The organism is Aquabacter spiritensis (assembly GCF_004346185.1).
GTDB lineage: Bacteria > Pseudomonadota > Alphaproteobacteria > Rhizobiales > Xanthobacteraceae > Aquabacter > Aquabacter spiritensis.
The window spans coordinates 113087-133135 of record NZ_SMAI01000013.1; the positions used below are offsets into that span (position 1 = coordinate 113087).

General features: G+C 64.2%; 15 protein-coding genes. All 15 read right to left on the minus strand.

Features of this window, described 5'->3' with window-relative positions:
* Positions 1 to 6 precede the first annotated feature (6 nt).
* Entirely contained in the window at positions 7 to 1092 is a 1086-nt protein-coding gene (tssG, locus tag EDC64_RS18440) for a type VI secretion system baseplate subunit TssG (protein WP_132034095.1), read from the minus strand.
* On the minus strand, positions 1056 to 2876 hold the full coding sequence (gene tssF / locus EDC64_RS18445) for a type VI secretion system baseplate subunit TssF (protein ID WP_207916129.1): 1821 nt from the start codon (positions 2874 to 2876) through the stop codon (positions 1056 to 1058). The genes tssG and tssF overlap by 37 nt, the downstream gene beginning before the upstream one ends.
* On the minus strand, positions 2876 to 3325 hold the full coding sequence (tssE, locus tag EDC64_RS18450; protein WP_132034099.1) for a type VI secretion system baseplate subunit TssE: 450 nt from the start codon (positions 3323 to 3325) through the stop codon (positions 2876 to 2878). The genes tssF and tssE overlap by 1 nt, the downstream gene beginning before the upstream one ends.
* Positions 3322 to 4122: a type VI secretion system accessory protein TagJ gene (locus EDC64_RS18455; protein ID WP_132034101.1), complete on the minus strand. Its 801-nt coding sequence runs from the start codon at positions 4120 to 4122 to the stop codon at positions 3322 to 3324. The genes tssE and EDC64_RS18455 overlap by 4 nt, the downstream gene beginning before the upstream one ends.
* A 9-nt stretch (positions 4123 to 4131) precedes the next feature.
* Positions 4132 to 5721 (minus strand): type VI secretion system contractile sheath large subunit, encoded by a 1590-nt coding sequence (gene tssC, locus EDC64_RS18460; RefSeq protein ID WP_132034104.1) that lies wholly within the window; start codon positions 5719 to 5721, stop codon positions 4132 to 4134.
* A gap of 28 nt (positions 5722 to 5749) precedes the next feature.
* Positions 5750 to 7243, minus strand: coding sequence for a type VI secretion system contractile sheath large subunit (gene tssC, locus EDC64_RS18465; protein ID WP_132034106.1), 1494 nt, complete (start codon positions 7241 to 7243; stop codon positions 5750 to 5752).
* 3 nt (positions 7244 to 7246) lie between these two features.
* Entirely contained in the window at positions 7247 to 7759 is a 513-nt protein-coding gene (gene tssB, locus EDC64_RS18470; protein WP_132034108.1) for a type VI secretion system contractile sheath small subunit, read from the minus strand.
* Between the two features lie 84 nt (positions 7760 to 7843).
* A complete protein-coding gene (gene tssA / locus EDC64_RS18475) occupies positions 7844 to 8995 on the minus strand; it encodes a type VI secretion system protein TssA (RefSeq protein WP_132034110.1) in 1152 nt (383 codons plus the stop codon).
* A gap of 192 nt (positions 8996 to 9187) precedes the next feature.
* Positions 9188 to 12688: a type VI secretion system membrane subunit TssM gene (tssM, locus tag EDC64_RS18480; RefSeq protein ID WP_165933814.1), complete on the minus strand. Its 3501-nt coding sequence runs from the start codon at positions 12686 to 12688 to the stop codon at positions 9188 to 9190.
* A gap of 22 nt (positions 12689 to 12710) precedes the next feature.
* Entirely contained in the window at positions 12711 to 13967 is a 1257-nt protein-coding gene (gene tssL / locus EDC64_RS18485) for a type VI secretion system protein TssL, long form (protein ID WP_132034114.1), read from the minus strand.
* Positions 13968 to 14303: 336 nt separating this feature from the next.
* Entirely contained in the window at positions 14304 to 15638 is a 1335-nt protein-coding gene (gene tssK / locus EDC64_RS18490) for a type VI secretion system baseplate subunit TssK (RefSeq protein ID WP_132034116.1), read from the minus strand.
* Positions 15635 to 16753 (minus strand): FHA domain-containing protein, encoded by a 1119-nt coding sequence (locus tag EDC64_RS18495; protein ID WP_132034118.1) that lies wholly within the window; start codon positions 16751 to 16753, stop codon positions 15635 to 15637. The genes tssK and EDC64_RS18495 overlap by 4 nt, the downstream gene beginning before the upstream one ends.
* Complete coding sequence (locus tag EDC64_RS18500) at positions 16750 to 17352, minus strand: DUF6931 family protein (RefSeq protein ID WP_132034120.1); 603 nt, start codon at positions 17350 to 17352, stop codon at positions 16750 to 16752. Before EDC64_RS18500 ends, EDC64_RS18495 begins: the two co-directional genes overlap by 4 nt.
* 16 nt (positions 17353 to 17368) lie before the next feature.
* A complete protein-coding gene (locus EDC64_RS18505; protein WP_132034122.1) occupies positions 17369 to 19402 on the minus strand; it encodes a type VI secretion system Vgr family protein in 2034 nt (677 codons plus the stop codon).
* A 123-nt stretch (positions 19403 to 19525) separates the two neighbouring features.
* Positions 19526 to 20002 (minus strand): Hcp family type VI secretion system effector, encoded by a 477-nt coding sequence (locus tag EDC64_RS18510; RefSeq protein ID WP_132034124.1) that lies wholly within the window; start codon positions 20000 to 20002, stop codon positions 19526 to 19528.
* Positions 20003 to 20049 lie beyond the last annotated feature (47 nt).

Sequence of the window (20049 nt, forward strand, 5' to 3'; positions counted from 1 at the left end):
AACCGGTCAGGAAAGCCTGTCGACGGAATAGATCGCATCGGCCCGGTCGACCGGGCTCGGCGCGCTGAGCAACCAAGCCATTTGGCCGAGCCGGGCGCCGTCCGTATCCTCAGGGCTCGATGCGAGCCGAGCGGGCGGGACCGCGTGCGCCTTGACGACGACATTGACGTCGAAGCCGAACTCGATGCCGCAGAAGAGATGGACGATGTCGGCGATGAGGTTCGCGAGCGGCTGGTCCGGCAAGAGGGCGCGCAGGCTCGGTTCCTCGACGGGGCCGATATTGATGCGGAAATGCTGTTGCGCCACCCAGCAGCGTGCCCCGGCCATGGCGCTGGCACCGAGCTGCGCATGGCGGCCAGCGTAGATGCCGCCGAGCCGCGTCTGCTCATCGTCGGGGACCTGAACCCACTCTCCGACGAAGGGCACAACCTCGACCGCCTGCTTGAGTTCGCTGGTGAGCAGATCTTCCAGCGCGGTCAGGCTGCGGGTCTGTCCGCTGAACAGGCCGGCATGGTGCAGCACCGCCGAATCGGGGAAAGCGAGACGGTTCATGGTGGCGGGCAAGGCGAGCCCGGTCAGGCCCCGCAGCGCGGTCGTGAAGGCGTCAGGTTTGCCGCCCGGGCCCGGGTCGTGCTGCTCGCGTGAAATGGCGATCCGGTACTTCGACGAGGCGCGGTAGAATAAGGTCACCGCGCGGTGCTGAAAGATGTCGAAAAAGGCGCGCAGGGCCTCGTTATTGTTATGGTGCGCCTCGATTGCATGCTCGGTGTAAGCATAGGGCAGCACGCCCATGGGGCCGAGCAGCCCGAACAGAGACACCGTCAGTTGGACCGGCCCGTCGCCGCGCTGGCTGGCCGCTGTGATGGCGGACGGCGGATATTTTAGATTGGCGTCGCTGAGGAAACGCGCGGAACTGAGTCCGACGCGCAATTCGCTCGCGCCGGAATCCATAAACTCCTCGTCCGCCTGATGGAGCACCGCCCTCTGAACGCCTTCCAACACCCGGATCGCCTGGACCAGGTCGAAGCTCTCCGGCGCATCGAGCAGAGCGCGGATCAGAGGAGAGGACGAAATCCCGCCCGAGCCGGCCATGTGCGAAGCGTTCCCGGTTGCCCCTTCACGCTGGCGGTCAGCCGGGTGAAGGAATTGATGGAGGCCTGGAGACCGAAGAATTGGTCGAGGACCATGGCGAAGAGAAACATGCTGCTGCCGCTGAAATAAGCCGGATCGAACTCCAGACCTATGTCGATGCCGCGGCAGATCGCATCGCCCCAGGCGACATCGCCCGGTCGGCGCGGGGCGCGGGCGGTTCCGCGTTTCGCCTTCAGGCCGGTCAGGCCGAGGATCATCCGCTTGGATTCGGGCGAGTCTCGGAAATCGTAGAGCTGGAGGATTTCCTTCAGCGCGTCGAGCCCCTGCTCGCCCGTGAGAGACAGATGATTGAGGAGTAAGTGCGAGACGAGCCGCCAATTTCGCCCGCTGCCGCCTGGCAGCCGCACGGTCGGCGTCAGCGGCGAAATGCAGAGGATGTCGTCAGCCGGAATTCCGCGCACCGGCGATAGGATCGGATGCCCGCCGCCATATGGCAGCTTCGCCGGTAGGTCGCGGTTGAGGCAGAGCGCATCGGTGGAGACCACGAGATCCGCGTTTGAGAATGTCGGATCAAGATCGGAAAAAGACAGATACGTCTCGGTGCCCGGAATCCGGTTCTGCGTTTGGCGTCGCGCCAGGCTCCAATAGGCGACACGGGCGCGCCGGTCGGCGAGGTTCGAACGCGAATAAAAGGGTTGAATGGAGCGCTGTTCGCCGTCGGCATTGGTGGCGGTGACGGAAAGCAGCGAATGGACCTCCAGCGCCTCCTGCCGCCGCACATCCGGGATAACCCGGTACTCCAGACGGTTCTGTGCGGCGAGGATGGGCTCGGCGCGCTGGCGGAACAGGTTGACAATCGGCGTGCAGCCGAGTGCGAACATCTCCTTCGAGATGCTCCGCTCGAGAGCCGCATCGCTCTTGTTGAAATAGAAGAAAACATACAATTCCGGCCCGGCGTCGCGCAGGACCTTGGCGCTGAGATCGATGTCGAAATAAAGAAACTTGTCGGGGAAGGCGAAGAATTCCGTCAATGTCCGGTAAGCCGGCTGCGACTGGGGCGCGAATGGCAACATGTTCTCGTCCGGCGCAAATCCGACCGGGCGCACCGCTTCGGGCGGCAGGATCACCGGGTTCGGATCGGAGGGCGAATCCGCCAGCGCGATCGAGACCGTGTGGTTGAAGATCAATTCGTGCAGACCGTAGGCCTGGGATGCCTGGCCGCGCAGAAAGATGCGCAGATGCTCCGGTTGCAATTCGGCGAAGGTGAGGTCCGGGGCGGTGCAGCGCACCGCGAGCCGCAGACAGGAATGGGCGCCCATTCCGCGCGGATTGGGCGGGGCCGCAATCGGGCGGCCCTTCAGACCCGCATCGCTCACGGCGATCGGCCAGAGCGTGACGGGATAGCGGGTCCTGAACCGACAGCTCTCGCCCCCGACCGGTTCTGAATCGAGTTCGGTGTCGGCCGGGATGAGCTGGGGGACGGTCACTTCCGGCTTGGGCTTGAACTGAACCGTCGCCATGGCCGGTATCGGCGCGAGGTAATGCGGGTAGAGGACTTCGAGCAGGGTGTCGACCAGCTCGGGGAACTCGTCGTCCAGCCGCCGCTCCACTCGGGCGTTGAGGAACGCGACACCTTCGATCAGCCGGGACACGTGGGGATCGTCGATCGCATCGCCGCTCAGCCGGAGATGGCCCGCAATACGCGGATGGCGCTCGGCGAACTCCTGCCCCATCTGACGCAGATAGAGGAGTTCCCGATTGTAGTAGGGAAGCAGGTCGTCCATCAGGATTGATCCGTCAGCGCGACGGCTCCGGCGATCGGATCGATGATCGTATTGAACTGGACCGGCTCGGATTCGGAATCAATGATGATCTGCGCCTCGATACGGATCCGCAGAGAGCGATCGGAAGGATCCGCATTCTGAAGGGCGGCAATGTTCATGCGTGTCAGTCGGGGTTCGAGCCGCCGGATCGTCGCGCCGATCTCCTCCACCACGGCCGCGCGACGCTCCTCGGTTGAAAAATTGGCGGTGGCGAGATCGACGATGCCGTAGCTGAACAGAGACCTCTCCAACTCGCCGAGAACGGCCGGCCAACTCTTGACGCGTTCGCGGGTGTTAAGAAGATCCTCGAGGTCGCGCTTCAACCCGGCCCGCACCCGCGCAAGCGAGGGGGCCTCGTCGCCGAAGAGGCGGTCGATGAGGGAGAGGCCGACGGCGGGTCCGTCATTCATTGCGCGTCGAACTCGATCTTATGAAGCTGGCGGATCGATACGCTTTCCTCGCCGACGAGAAAGCAGCGCAAACCCTCGCCGCGGATGCAATCGGGCGCCACTTCGACCCAGTTGGTCTCGCGCCCGAGCAGGATGGGGTCCGGGGCCGGCACTTCGATCGGCGGATAAATGGCCGGGATGACGACCTCGCCGTCGGGCCCGCCCCGCACGCTGATCTGGGCCGTGCGCCAGGCGCCGTCGAGCGCCCGCGCACGGGTCGAGAACTCGATTTCGTCCACCTGCTCCATCGGGACCCAGTAATATTTCCCGGTCGTCGTCATCACTTCCAGGATGCCGCCCATCAAATCGTCGAGGTCGCGAAAATCGGTGAAGGGAACGTCATCGCTCTTGCCGCTGAGCGCAGGGCGGGCAATCTCGGCCTTGGCGAGGCAGCCGCCGGCCTCCTGCGGACGGCCCTCGCGCAGATGCATCAGGGCTTCGAGGCGCAGTGCGACATGCTCCGGCGGCGGGGCCAGCAGTTCGGGCGCTCGGCCTTCGGTCCAGACCTGCCGGCGCGCCATGTCGGCGCGCACCAATTGGCGCAGCGAAGCAACCTGGAGTGCAGTGGTGGGGTCCTGCTCGGCGATCGCTTCGAACTGGCGCTCGGCGCGCTCGAGTTCGCCGGCGACACAGAGGAACTCGGCAAGCTGGCTGCGGCGCTGCGTGTCCGTGGGCATGGCCTTGACGGCCTCGCTCATGGCCGCGATGGCGTCGCGCAGACGTCCCTCTTCAAACAGATGTAAGGCTGCGGCGGACATGGCCTCGTCCTAGCGGTTGGGGGTGGCACTGCGGGCCGTGACCAAAGAGAGGTCGGTCACGAGTTTGAAGGTGGTGAAGATCTGGTCGATCTGGAAATGCGGGCGCAGGTGCAGCACGCATGAAAAGCTTCCGGGCCGACCCGGAATGGCGCGCACTTCGGCGGTCGCCTCGCGCAGGGGGAAGCGCGCCTTCATCTCGGCGCTGGCGTCGTCATTGCCGAGGCAATAACCGTGCAGCCAGCTCTGCAGGTCGCGTTCACACGCCTCCTCGGTCACATAGGCACCGACGCGGTCGCGGATGCGCACTTTCACATAATGCGCGATACGCGAGACGCATAGAATGTAGCGCAGCATCGAGGAGATCCGCGCATTCATCGTGGCGATGGCGCTTTGATAGGTCGCTACGGCCTGCACCGAGACGCTGGTATCGAAAGCGAGATAGGACGTGTCTTTGCACACGCCGAGCGTGATCAGTCCGAGCCGCCACAGGTCGTATTCGACGTTCTTTGGGATCGCCAACTCGCTGGCAAAGCGTGCGACCAGGCCTGGCGCGTCGGTCTCCGCGCTCGGGGCCGAGAGGCGTGTCACCAGCCCATGATCGATTTCGTCACGGCGGGTGCCGCAGATGTCGGCAAACCACCCATGCGCCTGAAACCCCCGGACAAGGACCTCGCCGAACGCATAGACAGCGCTGCCCCAACAATGGTCCTCGTGTGCCAGGCCGCGCAGATCCTCCCGATAGCGGAAGGGCAGGCCATGCATCCCATCGGCCGAATAAGGTGCCCGCATCAGAACGCGCGGCAAGACGAGGCCGAGAAAGCGGGAATCCGCGGTGCTTCTCAGGCGGTTGTAGCGGGCATATTCCTCGCTGCGGAACAGGCCCGAAAGTGAGGTGACGTAGGCGAGATCGCGGAAACTGTCGATGCCGAGAAGCTTGGGGGAGACTCCCAGGATCGCCGGCGCGAATGCCGCCGCCGCCACCCCGGACAAGCCGATCAGCGTGGCGACATCGTCAACGGGATGGTGCGGCGTCAGCCTGTGCCGGACTTCGTAGTCGCAAAGCAGAACACCGAACGGCACTCCGCCCGGCATGCCGAACTCGTTGCTGTACACCTTTTGGAAAAGATGGCTCTGATCGAAATCGAGAGCCCGCTCGAAATCCGTGGCCATCTCGTGCCAGGAGATATTGAGCGCGCGGACCAAGACGGAAGGGGCCTGGGCAGCGCAATCGCACAGATAGGCCATCCCGCGCCAGGAGGCTTCGAGCCGCTGAAATTTACGATTGTGAAGAACCGCATTGAGTTGGACGGTCAGCATCTCGTCCAAAAAAGCGATGTCGCGTTCAATGGCCCCGAGCAACGCGTTGCTGTCTTTGAGGCCGGAAATGTCCGAACCGAACCAGTCGCGCAGCGCGACGGCTATGTCCTTGGTTCGAAGAAAGGTGGTCAGACGCTCGTCCGGCCGTCGGCCGAGCGCGATATCGGCCGCGATGCGTCGCAGCGGCAAAGGCGCCGCCGTTTCGGCTTCCTCGGTCTTGCGCCACCCGGCGCCGAAGCGGAGCTTCGGGGGCCGGGTGGTTGTGAGGGCGAGGCCTGCCATCTGGTCGCGTCAGGGCGACGGAGAGCGATCAGGACGCGGTCGGGATGCGCGCGACCATCCGCAGCGATGTCGTCAGTTCTTCCATCTGGAGCCAGGGCCGCAGCCACGCCACCGCGTTGTAGGAACCCGGCTTGCCGGGGATCTCGCGAACCTCGACCTTGGCCTCGGCGAGCGGATACTTGGCCTTCATGTCCTGGCCGGCATCCGGATTGCCGTTGACGTAATTGATGATCCAGCGGTTCAGCCACGCCTCGCAGTCGCTCGCCTCCATGAAGGCACCGACCTTGTCGCGTCCCATGATCTTCAGATAATGGGCGAAACGCGAGGTCGCCATGATGTACGGCAGGCGGGCGGAAATCGCCGCGTTTGCGGTGGCTTCCGGCCGATCGTACTTCTTCGGCTTCTGCGTGGTCTGGGCGCCGAAGAACACCGCATAATCAGTGCTCTTATAGTGGCAGAGCGGCAGGAAGCCGAGTTTGGAGAGCTCTGCTTCGCGACGGTCCGTGATGCCGATCTCGGTCGGGCACTGCTGGTCGCTGTCGCCGTCGTCGGAGACGAAGACGTGGCTGGGGAGGTTTTCCACTTTGCCGCCGCCCTCGGCGCCACGGATCGCGGTGCACCAGCCGTGCTGGGCAAAGGCATCGGTGAGACGAACGCCGAGCACGTAGGACGAATTCATCCAGCAATATTCTTCGTGACCCATTGCGCGCGGGGCACCGTCGACCAAAGGCCCTTCCTCATAGTCGAACTCTTCCACCGACTTGGTGGCTTCGCCGTAGGGCAGTCGTGCGAGAGTGCGCGGCATGGTGAGCGTGACGAAGCGGGAATCGTCCGACTCACGGAAGCTGCGCCACTTGGCGTACTCGATCGAGTCGAAGATCTTCTCGAGGTCGCGGGGCTTGGAGAGTTCAGTGAACTCGTCGAAGCCGAACATTTTCGGGCTGGCCGCCGTGACGAAAGGCGCGAAGGCCGCGGCCGCCACGCTCGACATCTGCGTCAGCAGCTCGATGTCCTCGGGATGGTTCGAGAATTCGTAGTCGCCGATCAGTGCGCCATAAGGCTCGCCGCCGGGGCTGCCGAATTCCGACTCGTAGATCTTCTTGAAGATCGTGCTCTGGTCGAACTCCGACGCCTTGGTCAGGCTCTTATAGAGCTCGCGCTTGGTGCAGTTCAGCATCCGGATCTTGAGGCTGCTGCCCGTCTCCGAATTCATCACCAGGTAGTTCAGACCGCGCCACGTGCCTTCCAGCTTCTGGAAGTCGGGATGGTGCATGATCGCGTTCAACTGGGTCGACATCTTCGCATCGATCGCGACGATGGCGTTGTTGATGGTCTGCGCGAGATTCTTCGAATAGGTCACCGTGCCGGACAGCGCTTCCTTTGTAAGGGTGCGCAGGAGTTCGGCGGTACGGTCGGGATCGGTCTGCTTGGTTGCAGCGATCGCCTGATCGAGGAACGACAGTTCCGCGGCTTCTGTGGCGGCAGCCGATGCGGCTTCGCCCTGGGCTTCGGCGGCACTCATGGATCAGGCCTCCGTATTTTCTTTGGAAACGCCGAGCTGTTCGCTCAGGCTCTTGAGCTGCTCTTCGTTGGACAGAATCTGTTCGAGGAGGCTTTCGAGATTTTCCGACCGGTCGGCCTTGGAGAGCAGGTCGCGGAGCTGGTTGCGTACTTCCATCAGCTTGCGCAGCGGCTCGACGCGGGCCACGACGGCGGCCGGATCGAAATCGTCGAGCGACTTGAAAGCGAGCTCGACCGACATTTGGCTGCCGTCGTCGGCGAGCGTGTTGTCGACCTTCATCTTCAGGCCGGGTGTCATCCGCGCCAGGACCTGGTTGAAATTGTCCCGGTCGATCTGGATGAACTTGCGGTCGTTGAGCGGCTTCAGGGGCTCGCTGGGATCGCCCGAAAAATCGCCGAGCACGCCGACGACGAAGGGGAGTTCCTTCTGAACCACGGCGCCTTCGGTCTCGACGTCGTAGGTAATGTGAACGCGGGGCTTGCGCACCCGGTTCAACTTCTCATGAATGCTGGCCATTTAGACAAGCCCCCCTTCCGATGGTTGCCTTGTAGCGGACGAAAATGACAGTTGTGCGTGAGCACCGGTCCATGTGCGGCATGGTCAAGAGGATTCGCCCTCATCGTGCGCGGGCAGGCGCAATCCAGCCGCCAGATAAAAGTATCTTCGGGCGTCGGTGTCCACGATTAATTCTTCCAGCAACTCGTTTAGCGGCATGCGACAGCGCCGCACCGCTTCCTCCAAGGTGTAGGAAATCGGTGAATTCGGCTCCGTCTCCCGGAAGTAGGCGGCGAGAAGAAGCAATTGTTGCAGGGCCTGGTTGCGGTTGCGGGGCCTTCCGGATGGTACCTGAGAACTGGACGAGGCACCCGGGTCATTCTCGACGTCTTCCGCGGAGGCAGCTGTCTCGCCATCGGGAGGCGCGGCGAGGTCGGCAGTCGCCTGGGCATCGGCGGCCTGTTGGAGCTTGGTCTCCGCGAAGACCCTCACGGCGTCGAGCGTCGTGGTCAGAAGGTTGCGGATCGCGCCGGCAGGTGGGGCGTCGATCCCGACGCGCTCGGAAAAGGCGTCCGACAGAGCGCCGACAGCGACCAGCGCCTCTTCGATCTCCTGAACCAGAGTCTTGAAGAAGCCGGCCGGGGTCCCCTGGACCGCGGCCTGAAAATCCTCGAGCTTGAGAGCGCCAGCTGCGATCCGGGCGTCACGCTTGGCGGCATCGCTGATCTGACTGACCTCGACGGCCTGCTCATATTGCCAGAGGCCGATCGGTTCGGCGCCGAGGAGCGGGATTTTCCGCAGCGGTTGAACGAGCGTTCCGTCGTTGTTCGCGCCGTTTAGGGCGATGAAGGGGGCGAGCCGCGGCTCGTTGCCGTCCTCGTCGGGGAGAGGATAGATCGCGTCCCAGAAGTTCGCCACCAATCCCCTGGCGACCACCAGTCCGGTACACAGCCCAGCGAAGCCGTCGACCCGAACCAGGGCCTCGATCAGCCAGGCCGCGACTTCGAGGTCCTTGCCGACCTGGGATAAGATTTCGAAACCCGTCTCGGCGACCTCGCTCCAATCCTCGGTCGCGAGTGGAGAATCCGGATCGACATCCAGGACCCGCTCCTTGCGCCGGGCATTGGCGCGCGCATCCTTCATTCGGAGGAACGGCGAGGACGTCGATGTGTCGGCCCGTGGGTCCGTGCCGCACGGTGCCGTGTCTGAGATCGCTGCGAGCAGCGCGTCAGGATCGAATGTGTGTTGGATGGCCATGGTCCGCCAGGAAGTTCGACCCGACGATAGCACTTAACGCGGTTCCCTCTGAGCGGCCGGAGCGATCGGTCCGGGGCGCGTCGAGACCGAGCTTGGTCACTACCGCGAAGTCTTTGATACGATCAGTCAAAAACGCAAATGTGACAATGGGGCGGGCGCATCCGCCGGCGAGTCTCGCCCGAACAGAGGCGCTCAGGGCATCAGTGAGGGCAGGCATCGAAAACCGGGGAGCGGTGAGCGTAGGAACGGGTTGTCGACGCTCGCGGCATCGAGAACGAAGGTGGCCGAGCGCGGACCCACATTGACGACGAGATTGAAGCGGTTGGCGGTCTGGCGCTGGACGTTCTGCGCGGCAAGGAAGCGGAACAGGGCCCAGGGGCCGGTGAAGCTCTGAGCGACCGGCTGTTCCATGGTCGCCGCGCCGAACTCGATCCGAACGCCGCTCGGCGCGCCGGGCCATTTCATCTGCGCCGTCTCTTGCGGTCCGTATTGATAGGTCAGGGACTGGCCATCGATCGTCAGGCGCACCCTGGCGGCGCCGGGATCGAGTTCGAGCGGGGTGACGCCGAACGTGAAGAGCGGCGCGGTGGATCCTCCGGCGAAGAAATAGGTTCGGATCTTCGCCGCCTGTTCGAAATAGCCGAGCGCCTGCGGTGTGATGTTCGGCCGCGCGCCGGCATTGGCCAAAGGCTTCCAGGGCGAGGTGAGCGTGTCTACGAACGGCTTGAGGTGCTTGGTGAAGAAGGCGTCCATCAGACCGTCGGGGGCGAACATCCGGGCGAAATCGGCGAGCGTCGCTTCGTTGGGGGAATTGGCGAAGGGGTAACGGCCGTTTATGGCGCTCAGGCAGAATGGATAGATCTGCGTCTTCCAGTTCGCATCGAGGTCGGCGCGCACGCCTTGATCCGTGATGGATGAGGTCTGATGCACCAAAGCGAGGATCGAGGCGGTCAGGGCCGGCGGCGCAGTGAGGGTGTTGAGCTTGAGCTGGCTGAGCACCTGTCCGTAAGCCGGCCCGGTGGACAATTCGGTCACCTGGGCCGCGCCTTCGCCGCCCGAACTCGCGGCAGGGCCGATCAGGGCGCGCAGTTGCCCGAGCGATTTCAGCACCTCGTCGAGTGGACTGGGCGAGCCGGTGACGAAGCGGTGCAGATCCGAGAAATGCACCGTCACGGAGTCCCCCAGCGCGCGCGAACGGGCGAGCACCGCAGCGAGTTCGGGCTGCAGCACGTCCGCTTTGCCGAGTTCGGCGGGCGGGGCCGGGGGAGCCAACATCGTCTCCTTCGCGGCCGCCTGGAGATAGGTCGACAAGGGCGAGGGGGGGCCGATCAGGGCTTGGAGGACGGCGAGCTCTTCCTGAAGATTTGCGAATGTAGCGATCGTCACGTCGCTGATCAGATTCTGCCAGGCGACGATATAATCGTTGAGATAGAGATCTGTGATGTCGCGACGCAATTGTGTCACGCGCGCTGTCCGAGGTGTTGTCGGACTGGTCGGGAACCGCACCCAGTCTTCGCCCACCAAATCTTCCGCGACCTTCGAGATCGCCGGCAGAATGGTCGAGAAAAATGCCGCGGAGGTATACATGCCGTCGATCGGCTCGGAGAGCGGACGGCCGGACCGGCGCGCCAGCGCATAGGGCGCGAGCGGGCCGGCGATCTCGGTGAGCCGCCAGGGCGGCAGATTCCGCACTTCGGTCATCTGCTGCAGCACGGTCATGCCGCGATTTGCGGGGGTGTAAGCGTTGAGCGCATTGCGGGCTTCGGCCACCAGCGGCGCATCGATCTCGATCGGCTTCAGGTCGGCGTCGAGAAGATTGTCGACGTGGCGCATGAGGGAGGTGCGAAGGGCCGCCTGCGAAGGACCCGGATAAGCCAGGCCGAAATAATGGCTCATCCAGCTCTTGACCGCAGTCTGATCCATCGGTCCGGCGCCGCCCAGCATGAGATAGACCTTCAAGGCCGGATAGAGATTGGTCGGCTTGTCCATGCTGCCGGCGATTTCGTTCTGCAGCACCAACTGCATCCGGGGCTGAAGAAGGGTCTGGAGGGCGTCCTTGTATTCGCCGATCGTCGCAGACGAGAGCAACGTATCCTGCGAGAGGCCGCCGCCCAGGCGCAGCGGGACCTCCTTGTGGCGGTCGGACCAGCCCGTCGGCAGCGCTTCCAGCGCGTTCAGCGTCGGCAGGATCACCGCCATGTCCGTGTCGGTGGGGGATTTTGAGGCGGGGCTCGCTTCCAGCGTCTGGATGGCGTCTTGCGCCCGCAGCGTGGCGCTCTGCAGGTCGGTGATCAGATAGGTGTTGCCGAGGAAGCTGAGCGTCCACCACACCAGCAGAGCGGTGGCAGCGATTCCGCCGAGCCCGATCGCGCCCCATTTCAGCAAGGCTTCGCGCCGTCGGGTCACGTGGTCGGCTTCGACGAGGCCCGATTCCTTGAAAATCACCTTGTCGAGCAAATCGTGGATGAAGAAGCCCATGCGCCGCCCATCCGCGGCGGTCTCGGCGCCGGGCGCCGGCAGCAATTCGTTCGAAGCTCGGTTGGCGGTGGGGATCGCGCTGGTGAAATAGATCCCCCGCAACAGGAGCGGCCGCTCGAAGCTGGTCGGCTTGAACACGTCCTCAATGAGGTCGTTGATCATCGCCTTCAGAGTCGCGAGGTGCGGCAGGAACATGAAGCAGTCGAAGCGCTCCTCCACCGAGAAGGCCTGCTTCATCTGTCCGATCACCCGCGGCAGCTGCCACTGGATGAAATGGTCGTACTCGGTCGCGAAGGTGGCGCTGAGCGGCTTGCCCTTGGTTGTGATGCCGTGTTCGTCGTAAAGCGGCAGGGTGATGCCGAACACGCCGCGCCGTTCGCTCAGGGTCAGATCGGAGCAGAACTGGCGGAAGCCGGGAATCTCGTCGGCTTTCGTGAACACCACATAGACCGGAACGCGCAATTTCAGGACCCGCTGAAACACCTCCAACTGGTCGCGCAGATCGGCATGGAAAGAAAAGCGCTCCACCTCGCTCGCGCGCATCACATCGGGCAGAGACAGGACGAGGATCAGCCCGTTGATCGGCTCCCGCGCGCGATGGCGTTTCAGCAAGGCGGCGAACACGCTCCAGGTGTTGAGCTCGGTTTGCGGCACCAGCGGACCGCGCGTTTCGATGAGCACGGCGCGGTCGGTGAAGGAAAAGCCGAGCGGCCCCGCCGCGATCCGCCCGTCGCGCCCTTCGTTGAGCGGGAAGCGAAGGTCCGAGGAATGAATGAAAGTGCTCTTGCCGGCCTGTTCGTGGCCGATCACGCCGTACCAGGGGAGAGCGTAGCGATACGTGCGGTTGAAGAGGCCCGGCGGGCGCACGCGCCGGAGCACCGCCATCGCCAGATGGAAGCCGCGCTCCATCGTGTCGCGCTGCGCCTTCGAGATCTGTTGCGTTTCCGCCGTCACCGAGGACGTGAGCGCGACCTGCCGCTCCCGCGTGCCGCCATTCGCATTCGGGGTCCGCAACAGCCAGGCGAGGGCAAACATCGCGGCGAGCAGCAGCACGATCAGACAGGCGAGGAGGCGCGGCGTATGGGAGGCCAGCGGGGCGATGCCGCCGATGGCGATGCGCGGTCCGACGAACCAGATCAGAAGAATGAAGACAAGCGTCACGGCCGCCAGGACGACCCAGCGCCAGAAGGCCCAGCCTGTGAACTTCGTCATCATCTGCCGTTCGGTTCCAAGCGGTCTATTGCGGGGTGAGGACGATTTCGACCCGGCGGTTCTGTTGCCGCCCTTCCGGGGTCGCATTGTCGGCGATCGGATCCGCATCCCCACGGCCCTCGGCCGTGACGCGCCCCTTGGTGCCCATCACGTCCTCGAGAATTTTTGCGACCGCACTGGCGCGGGCCGCCGAGAGGACCAGATTGTTGGGGAAGGTGGCCGTGCGGATCGGCAGATTGTCGGTATAGCCGAACACCTTCACCGGTCCGGGATATTTTGCCAGCGCCTCGCCGACCTTGCGCGTCACCTGGTCGTAAGGTGGGCGCAGCGTGGTGCTGGCGGAGGCGAACAGTTCCATCGTGGTGCGGATCACCACATTGCCGTTCTGATCGAGCACGGCGAGCTGCCCCGCCTTCTGCTCGGGCTCGAGGAACGCCGAAATCGCCTGAAACGGCGTCTGTTGTGGCTTGACCGGCTCGGCGGCAGGGCGCGTGGCCTGCGGAACGACGCGAACGGGTTCGGGCGGCGGCGGCGGTGGGGGGCGCGGGGCCAGGATGGGTTCGGCGGTGAGGTTCTGCACCTGCGCCGCGGCGAGAGCGGCTTCGCGCCGCAGGATGACATAATAAGCGGAGAAAGCGAGGACGAGAACGAAACAGCCCGCGGCGGCGCCGATCAGCAGGAGGCGCATGTCGCGCGGGCCGCTTCCCTCGGCGGAAAGACCCCGCCAGCTCGGCGCCATCTCCCGCTTGACGCCGCCCTTCACGCTGCGGAGGAATTGGTAGATTTCCTCTTTCAGCCGAACGAGCTCGCGTGAGCCGTTGGACGCGAGGCGGTATTTGCCCTCGAAGCCGAACAGCAGGCAATAATAGAAAAACTCGATCTCCCGCACCACCGCGTGGGGACCGGCCATCATCTGCTGAAGCAGGGCAAAGAAGCGCTCGCCGCCCCAAGTTTCCTGGAACAAGGCCGAGATCAGCGTCTTCGACGACCAATCGCTTTCGCGTCCCCACGCCGTGTGGAGGATGCAGTCGTCCGCCGTCGCCGCGAGCGCATAGAGAATGAGCCGCGTATGGTTGTGCGACAGTCCGCGTCCGATGGCCTGCGCTTCGAAGGTCCGCAGATCCTCCAGCATCTGCATCCGCAGCGCGCCGGCATCCACTGCGGTCTCCGCCTGAGCCCGGACGAGCGTGTCGAAGATCGGTGCCGCCAAAGCGAGGCCGGGATTGTCCCAATAGACTTCGAGCGCGGCACTGAGCAGCGAATCCTGGGTGCCGGAGGACATCGGCGCGTTTGGCGGCGGCGCCGGCTCGGTGCGGTCGATGGCGGAGGAGGGGCCGAGGCCCGGAGTGACCCGGTCCGGGCGCCGCGCGCCCCGGGGCTGCGCGGTCGGGCGCGGAAACGGCAGCGGAGCGGCGGATCCCCCCGACGGTGCCTGAGGCGCACCGGATCCGGCCGCCCCAGCCCTCTGCGCGCCAGCGGCAGGCGAAAAGATGGTCGCGTCCCTATCTTCGTCGGCCTGAGGGTCTGGGCTCATCTGCTCGCTTTCGTCCGCACACTGCGTTTTGACGGCCTGCTGTTGCGCTCCAATGACGGTGTGGCACTTTCGGGGCGATTGCAACTATCGCCGGATTGCCCATAGCTCCATTGCGACGTCAGGGAAATCGCCCGCGAGATGAATCGCGATCCCGCCCGATGTCATGAGTTGCTTCCAGATGGGATTATCTGCCTCCAGCTGGAAGTATACCGCACCGGCATTGTACGGAATTTGACGCGGCGCCACCGCCAGCGGCTGAACACGAATGCCGGGAAGTTGCGCATTAACCAAATCGCGAATTTGTTCGACCGGACCGATCTTGATCAGGGCGGGCAGCGTCCGCCGGATCGCCTCGCCCGCCATGCTGGCCTTGACGATGAGCACGAACACCGCGCCGGCGAGCAAAGCGCGATCCGTGATCGCACCGACCCGGATGCCATATTTGCGGTCCTGCAGCGGAATCTGAACCGCGGCCTGTTCCAGTACGGCGCTCAGCAGCGCACGAAGCACCGGCATCAGATGGCCGTAACTCAGTTCGAGATCGTCGTGGCGATAAGCGGGCAGTTCCTGGGGCCGCTTGGTGTTGGTGGTAAAGGTCGACAATTCGCCGGCAAGTTCGAGCAGGGCGGCATAGAGGCGCTCGGGATGCAGGCTCGGCAGGCTGGCGAGATGACCGAGCAGCGGCTCCACGCGGTTGACCAATTGGAGCATCAGGAAGTCCGCGATCTCGGCAACGCCGTGGCTGGTCGAGCCCGTGACGCGCGGGGCCAAAGCCTGGCCGCGATGGTGCAGCATCGCCTGCACTTCGTTGAGAAATCCCACGAGGGTCGGGGACACCGAGGCATGCAGGGCGGGGGGAATGTAATTGGGATCGAGCTGCGCCCGGCGATCGGCGGAGACTTCCAGAATGCGCGCAAGGCCCAGGCAAAAGAATCCGGAGCGGTCCTCGTGCTCCAGCATAAGGGTGAGTCGCAGGCGCCCGACCCGAACGCGCGACACGCTCTGCGAGCCACTGATCGCGTCCACCACGTCCTGCTCTTCAGCCAGAAAGCGCGAGGAGGAATTGAACTGCGTCTCGACATCCATCTCCGGCGCCCCGCGCAGAAGAATCGGGACACACAGATAGACGATGCAGTTTGTCAAAGCCGGTGGCAGGTCGAGCGGCCGGGGATGCTGGTCGTCAGTGGGCACCGAAAACGGCGTGCCGTCCTCGAACACGCCGTCGCAGGTATCGACCGCAAATTTCCCGAGACCGAGAAGTTTGGTGTTCAGAACCAGAGAGCGCAACCCCCACGGGTAGGACGCAAGCCCCTCGACCCGGCGCCGGACCAGCCGCTCCACATATCTGTCCTGCTGCTGGAAATGCTGGGCACGGAGGAACATGCCCTCCGACCATACGACCTTGCTGTTCTCGCTCATGACAGGTCGCTTTCCGGTGCGGGGGGGAGGGAGGTGCCGAACCTGGAGGGCGCCGCGTCCGTCTCCGGGACGCCCCCGCCCGAACGCACCTCAGCCTGTTTCAACTTCGCGATCACCCGCGCCGAAAGACTGGCCAAGGACAGGCCGATCCATTCGGATTCCTCGGACTCGATCCGCGCCAGCACCTCGACGGGCGGACCGGCGAGCAGAGCCGACTCGTCGCTGCCAACGACTTCCGCCTCGATTCGCGCCAGAGCCTCGAGAAGCGCGAGAGCCACAGCATTCGGCGCTCCGGCGGGAGGCGGCGCGGGCGCCGGGTCGAAATCGAGATCCCAATCGGGGATCTGCGGGGTCGCGGATGCGGCGGGAGGCGGGGGCGCCTGCGGCGCATCGAATGCGCTGGACGGCGGGATGGACGGCGGTTGTGGAAGCCGCGGGGCCCGTGGAGTCACAGGTTCGGGCGGCCGAGGCATCAAATCCGCGTCCCAATCCTCTGGGATCTCCGACTTTACGACACGCATCGGCAGGATGGCTTCCTGCTCGGCGGGAATGTGGTCCGCGAGGGTGACCGCCTCTGCCTTTGAAGAGGGCTGCACAAGGTCCGGCAGCGGCCGCAGCTCGAAGTTCGGCCAGCCTGGGTCCGGCACGTTCATGGACGGGGCCGATCTGCGGCCGGGGGGGATCGAAACCGGCAGATCGAACGGGTCCGGGGCGCGCTGGGGCATTGGCACCTCCGGCGAATCCAGCCGGGGCAGGATCGCCCGAAACGGGTCCGCCTCCGTGACCAATTGCTCGCCCACCTGGGCTGCGATCGAAACATGGCCGAGATGGATGGTGTCCCCGTCGCTGAGGATCGCCGAATTGCCGCGTCCAAGCGGCTGCTTTGCATCGTTGATGAACAGACCGTTCGCCGAGCTGTCGATGATGACGAACAGGCCGCCACTTGCCGTGATGGTGCAATGGTGGCGCGAAATCAGCCTGGATCCATCGTCGATGATCCAGTCATTGCCCTCTTCGCGGCCGATCTTCAGCGCGCCCGAAGTCAGGCTGCGGCTCTGCTGGTCCGGCGGACCCTCGATCGAGGTGAGAAGTTTCAGGCGAAGCACCGCTGTCATGCGTGGATCTGCTCCTGCACAGGTCGGCCCGACCCGCCGTTCGCGATGTCAATCCCAATCGCCAAGGCCGCGCGATGACGTTCCCCGATCGTCTTGGCTGGTCCCGGCACGCAGCACAGGATGACAGAGGCTGCAACCGCGCTGCCGGTGAGTGCATCCCCCGGCGGCACCACGATCGACACTTCGGGCGGGGCGAGGCTGCCGCCGGACCAGAACACGCCCAGCGCGGCATAGGCGCCCGCCGTCTGGAACTTCAGCGCGTCCGCGGGCGCGTGGGCGGCACGGCGGTGGGGTTCGGTGGGCTCGTAGACCCAGGTCTCGGCCGCGGCCCAGGCTGCAAGCTCGGAAGGTGGAAGCTCCTCTTCGAGAAAGCGCCGCCGGCTCATGCAGGCCCACCACACCGCCTCGCGCCGTGGGAGCCCGACCGCCAGATAGCGAATCGCGTCGATAGTCTGGTCCTGAGCGGCCAGTGCGCCGATAAAGTCGGCCGCCGTCATGCCGGGTTTCAGGACACCTGCCGCCTCGTCGCTCGGTTCGAGCAGCGTGCACAGGTGTTCCGCCAGCGCAAAACGGACCTTAGGAAGGAATCCCACCTCCATGACAAATGATTCTGCCCTAGTTGATGTTGACGAGGCCGCCCTTCACCGAGACGGTCCCGCTTCCGCTGATGTTTACCATGGGTCCGCTGACTTGCACCTTCGCGCTTCCGGACAGGGAAATCTGCGTCGCGCTGAGGGTGATGCCGCTCTGATTGATGGTGATGGAGTTTCCACCGACCTTCAATGTTATGGTTTGCGCCGCTTGCAGCGTGATGCTGCCGCCGTCGCACTTTAAGGTCGCGTTGCCGGAGCCGAGATCGAGCGTGTAATTGCCGCTCGACACGGTGGTCGAGGAATTGCCCTTCGACACCGTCGTCGTCTGGTTGCCCTGCGACACGGTCACGCTCTGATTGCCCTTGGTGACGGTCAGGGATTCGTTGCCCTCGGAGATCGTCACCGAGCGATTGCCCTTTGAAATCGTGACGCTCTCGTTTCCCTCCTGCACGGTCTCGGTCCGGTTGTTCTTCACCGTGATGGTCTGATCGTGCTGCACGGTCAACGTGTCGTCATTGACCACTTCGCGCGTGAAGTCCTTCTGCGCGTGCATATAAACGAGTTCGCTGTCCTTCTTGTCCTCGAACCGCAATTCGTTGAAGGTGGTAGCGCTTCCGCCGCTGCTCGACCGGGTCTTGATCCCGCTCTGCGTCTTATTGTCCGGCAGGGTGTAAGGCGGCATGTTCTGGCCGTTATAGGCGCTGCCGACGACGAGCGGCCGGTCGGGATCCCCTTCGAGGAAGGCGACGATCACCTCCATGCCGACCCGAGGAGTGAATTGTGAGCCCCAGGTGGCGCCCGAGATCCATTGGCCGACGCGCACCCAGCACGAGCTTTGCTCGTTCTTCTTGCCGAGCCGATCCCAATAGAATTGCAGCTTCACCCGCCCATATTTGTCGCAATAGATCTCCTCGCCCGACGGCCCGACCACGAGTGCGGTCTGCGGTCCGGGGATCAGCGGGCGGCGGGTCACCGGCGGCGGACGATACGCCACGGTCGCGGGCAGTGCGGTGAAGCGGTTGCTATAGCCGACCGCGTCGTCCTGGTTGCCGAGATGCGACAGGTCCCTGGCGTGGTGGGTCACCGTCTCGAGGACATATTGCTTGTTCTGCTCGCTTGCGACTTCGTGCTTCGCCATGGTGAATTTCGCACCCGGAACGAAACTCGGATAGGTCGCGGTCCCGCTCGCCACCGCATAGGCGGCCTCCGGGGTCTCCATGCGGGTGCGCGAGAGGGAGGTCCCGTCGCTCTTCTGGGTATAATCCCCGGGATAGTCGAAGATTTCCCAGGATTTGAAAGCCGAGTTCGTGAGCACGGTCGTGGTCGTGGCGGTGAGATCCGAGGTCGGCTGCTCGAAATCGTAATCCTTGAGCGTGGTCTTGCCGGACTGGAAGCTGTAGCCGGACGAAAAGGTGTGCACCGCGAGCGTCAGCGAAGAGGTGGGTTGAGCGTGCTGCACCGATTTGTCGGCGCAGTCCGTATAGCCCGACGTGCTGTCGCTCAGCACCAAGGTGTGTTTTCCGCTCTCGTGCTGAAAGTAAAAATAGATTCCCTCCTCGGCGAGGATGCGCACCAGGAAGTCGAAATCCGTCTCGCGGTATTGAACGCAATACTCACGCGAGGGGTGGGTGCCGGAAATGCCTTGCTTTTTGTAGTCGGTGATCCCGCCGTCGGAGAGCAGTGTCTCGGCGATCTGAACCACGGTCTGATTCTGGAAGATCCGGCAGTCGGCGGTGCGGGTGAGCAGCCACAATTTGGGCTCGATCACCGCCTGGTAGCGGCGCATGCCGTTGACCATCTGGTCGGCCGCGGAGAAGGCGGTCACGATGCCATTGATGGCGCGCGGATCCTCACCCGGCCGCGCGAGTTTCACCGTCATCGACTTGCCGAGCAGGCTGTCGGCGGTGATCCCGGCATTGGTCGACGACATTTCCACGGTGAAGCGGAACAGGCGCGACAGGCCTTCGTCCCCGGAGACTTCGGTGGCGATCAGCACATCGCCCCCGAGCGGGGTGGTCAGTTGGATCAGGCGGCCGGTCTGAACGGGCGCGGTCATGCGGCAACACCTCCGTCCGGCAGACCCAGTTTCTTACGAGCCGGCGGTCTTTCGCGGGCAAATGCGGGTGGGGGTCGGAAGACTCCCACCCGCTCGGGCATCATAGAGCGTCGGAGCGACGCGTCACGAGCTCTTGGTGGTGGACATGTCGTAGGAGACGGTGACCGGGGTGCCGGCCTTGTTGGTGCCGTCGTAGGGGGTGAACTTGAACTCGAGCTTGGTGAAGGAGATCGAGATCGATTCCGTCGGGCGGTCGCCGCTGGTGGAGACCGAATAGGACGAGATCAGCGCATTGGTGAGCGTGTAGGTGCAGAAGGTCACGCCGGGGCTGCCGGTCGTCGTCAGGTCGATCTTGACCGTCTTGCCGGCATTGCCGGTGCAGGCCTCGGTGAAGAGCTTGGGGGAGGAGGAGTCGAACATCTTGACGATCGACACTTCGCTCACCGACGGCTCGGAGGCTTCGCGGTTGGCGGTGGATCCGGAGACCGTCGAGATGCCGCGGCCGACGCCCCAGGAGAGCGACAGGACGTCGATCCACTTGGTGTGGTCCTGCTGCGTGGCTTCCCCCGGAATGCCGTCGTAATTCACATAGATGGCCATGGTTGATCCTTCATCCTATCTTGGGTGGTTGTTGTGTCATGCGCACG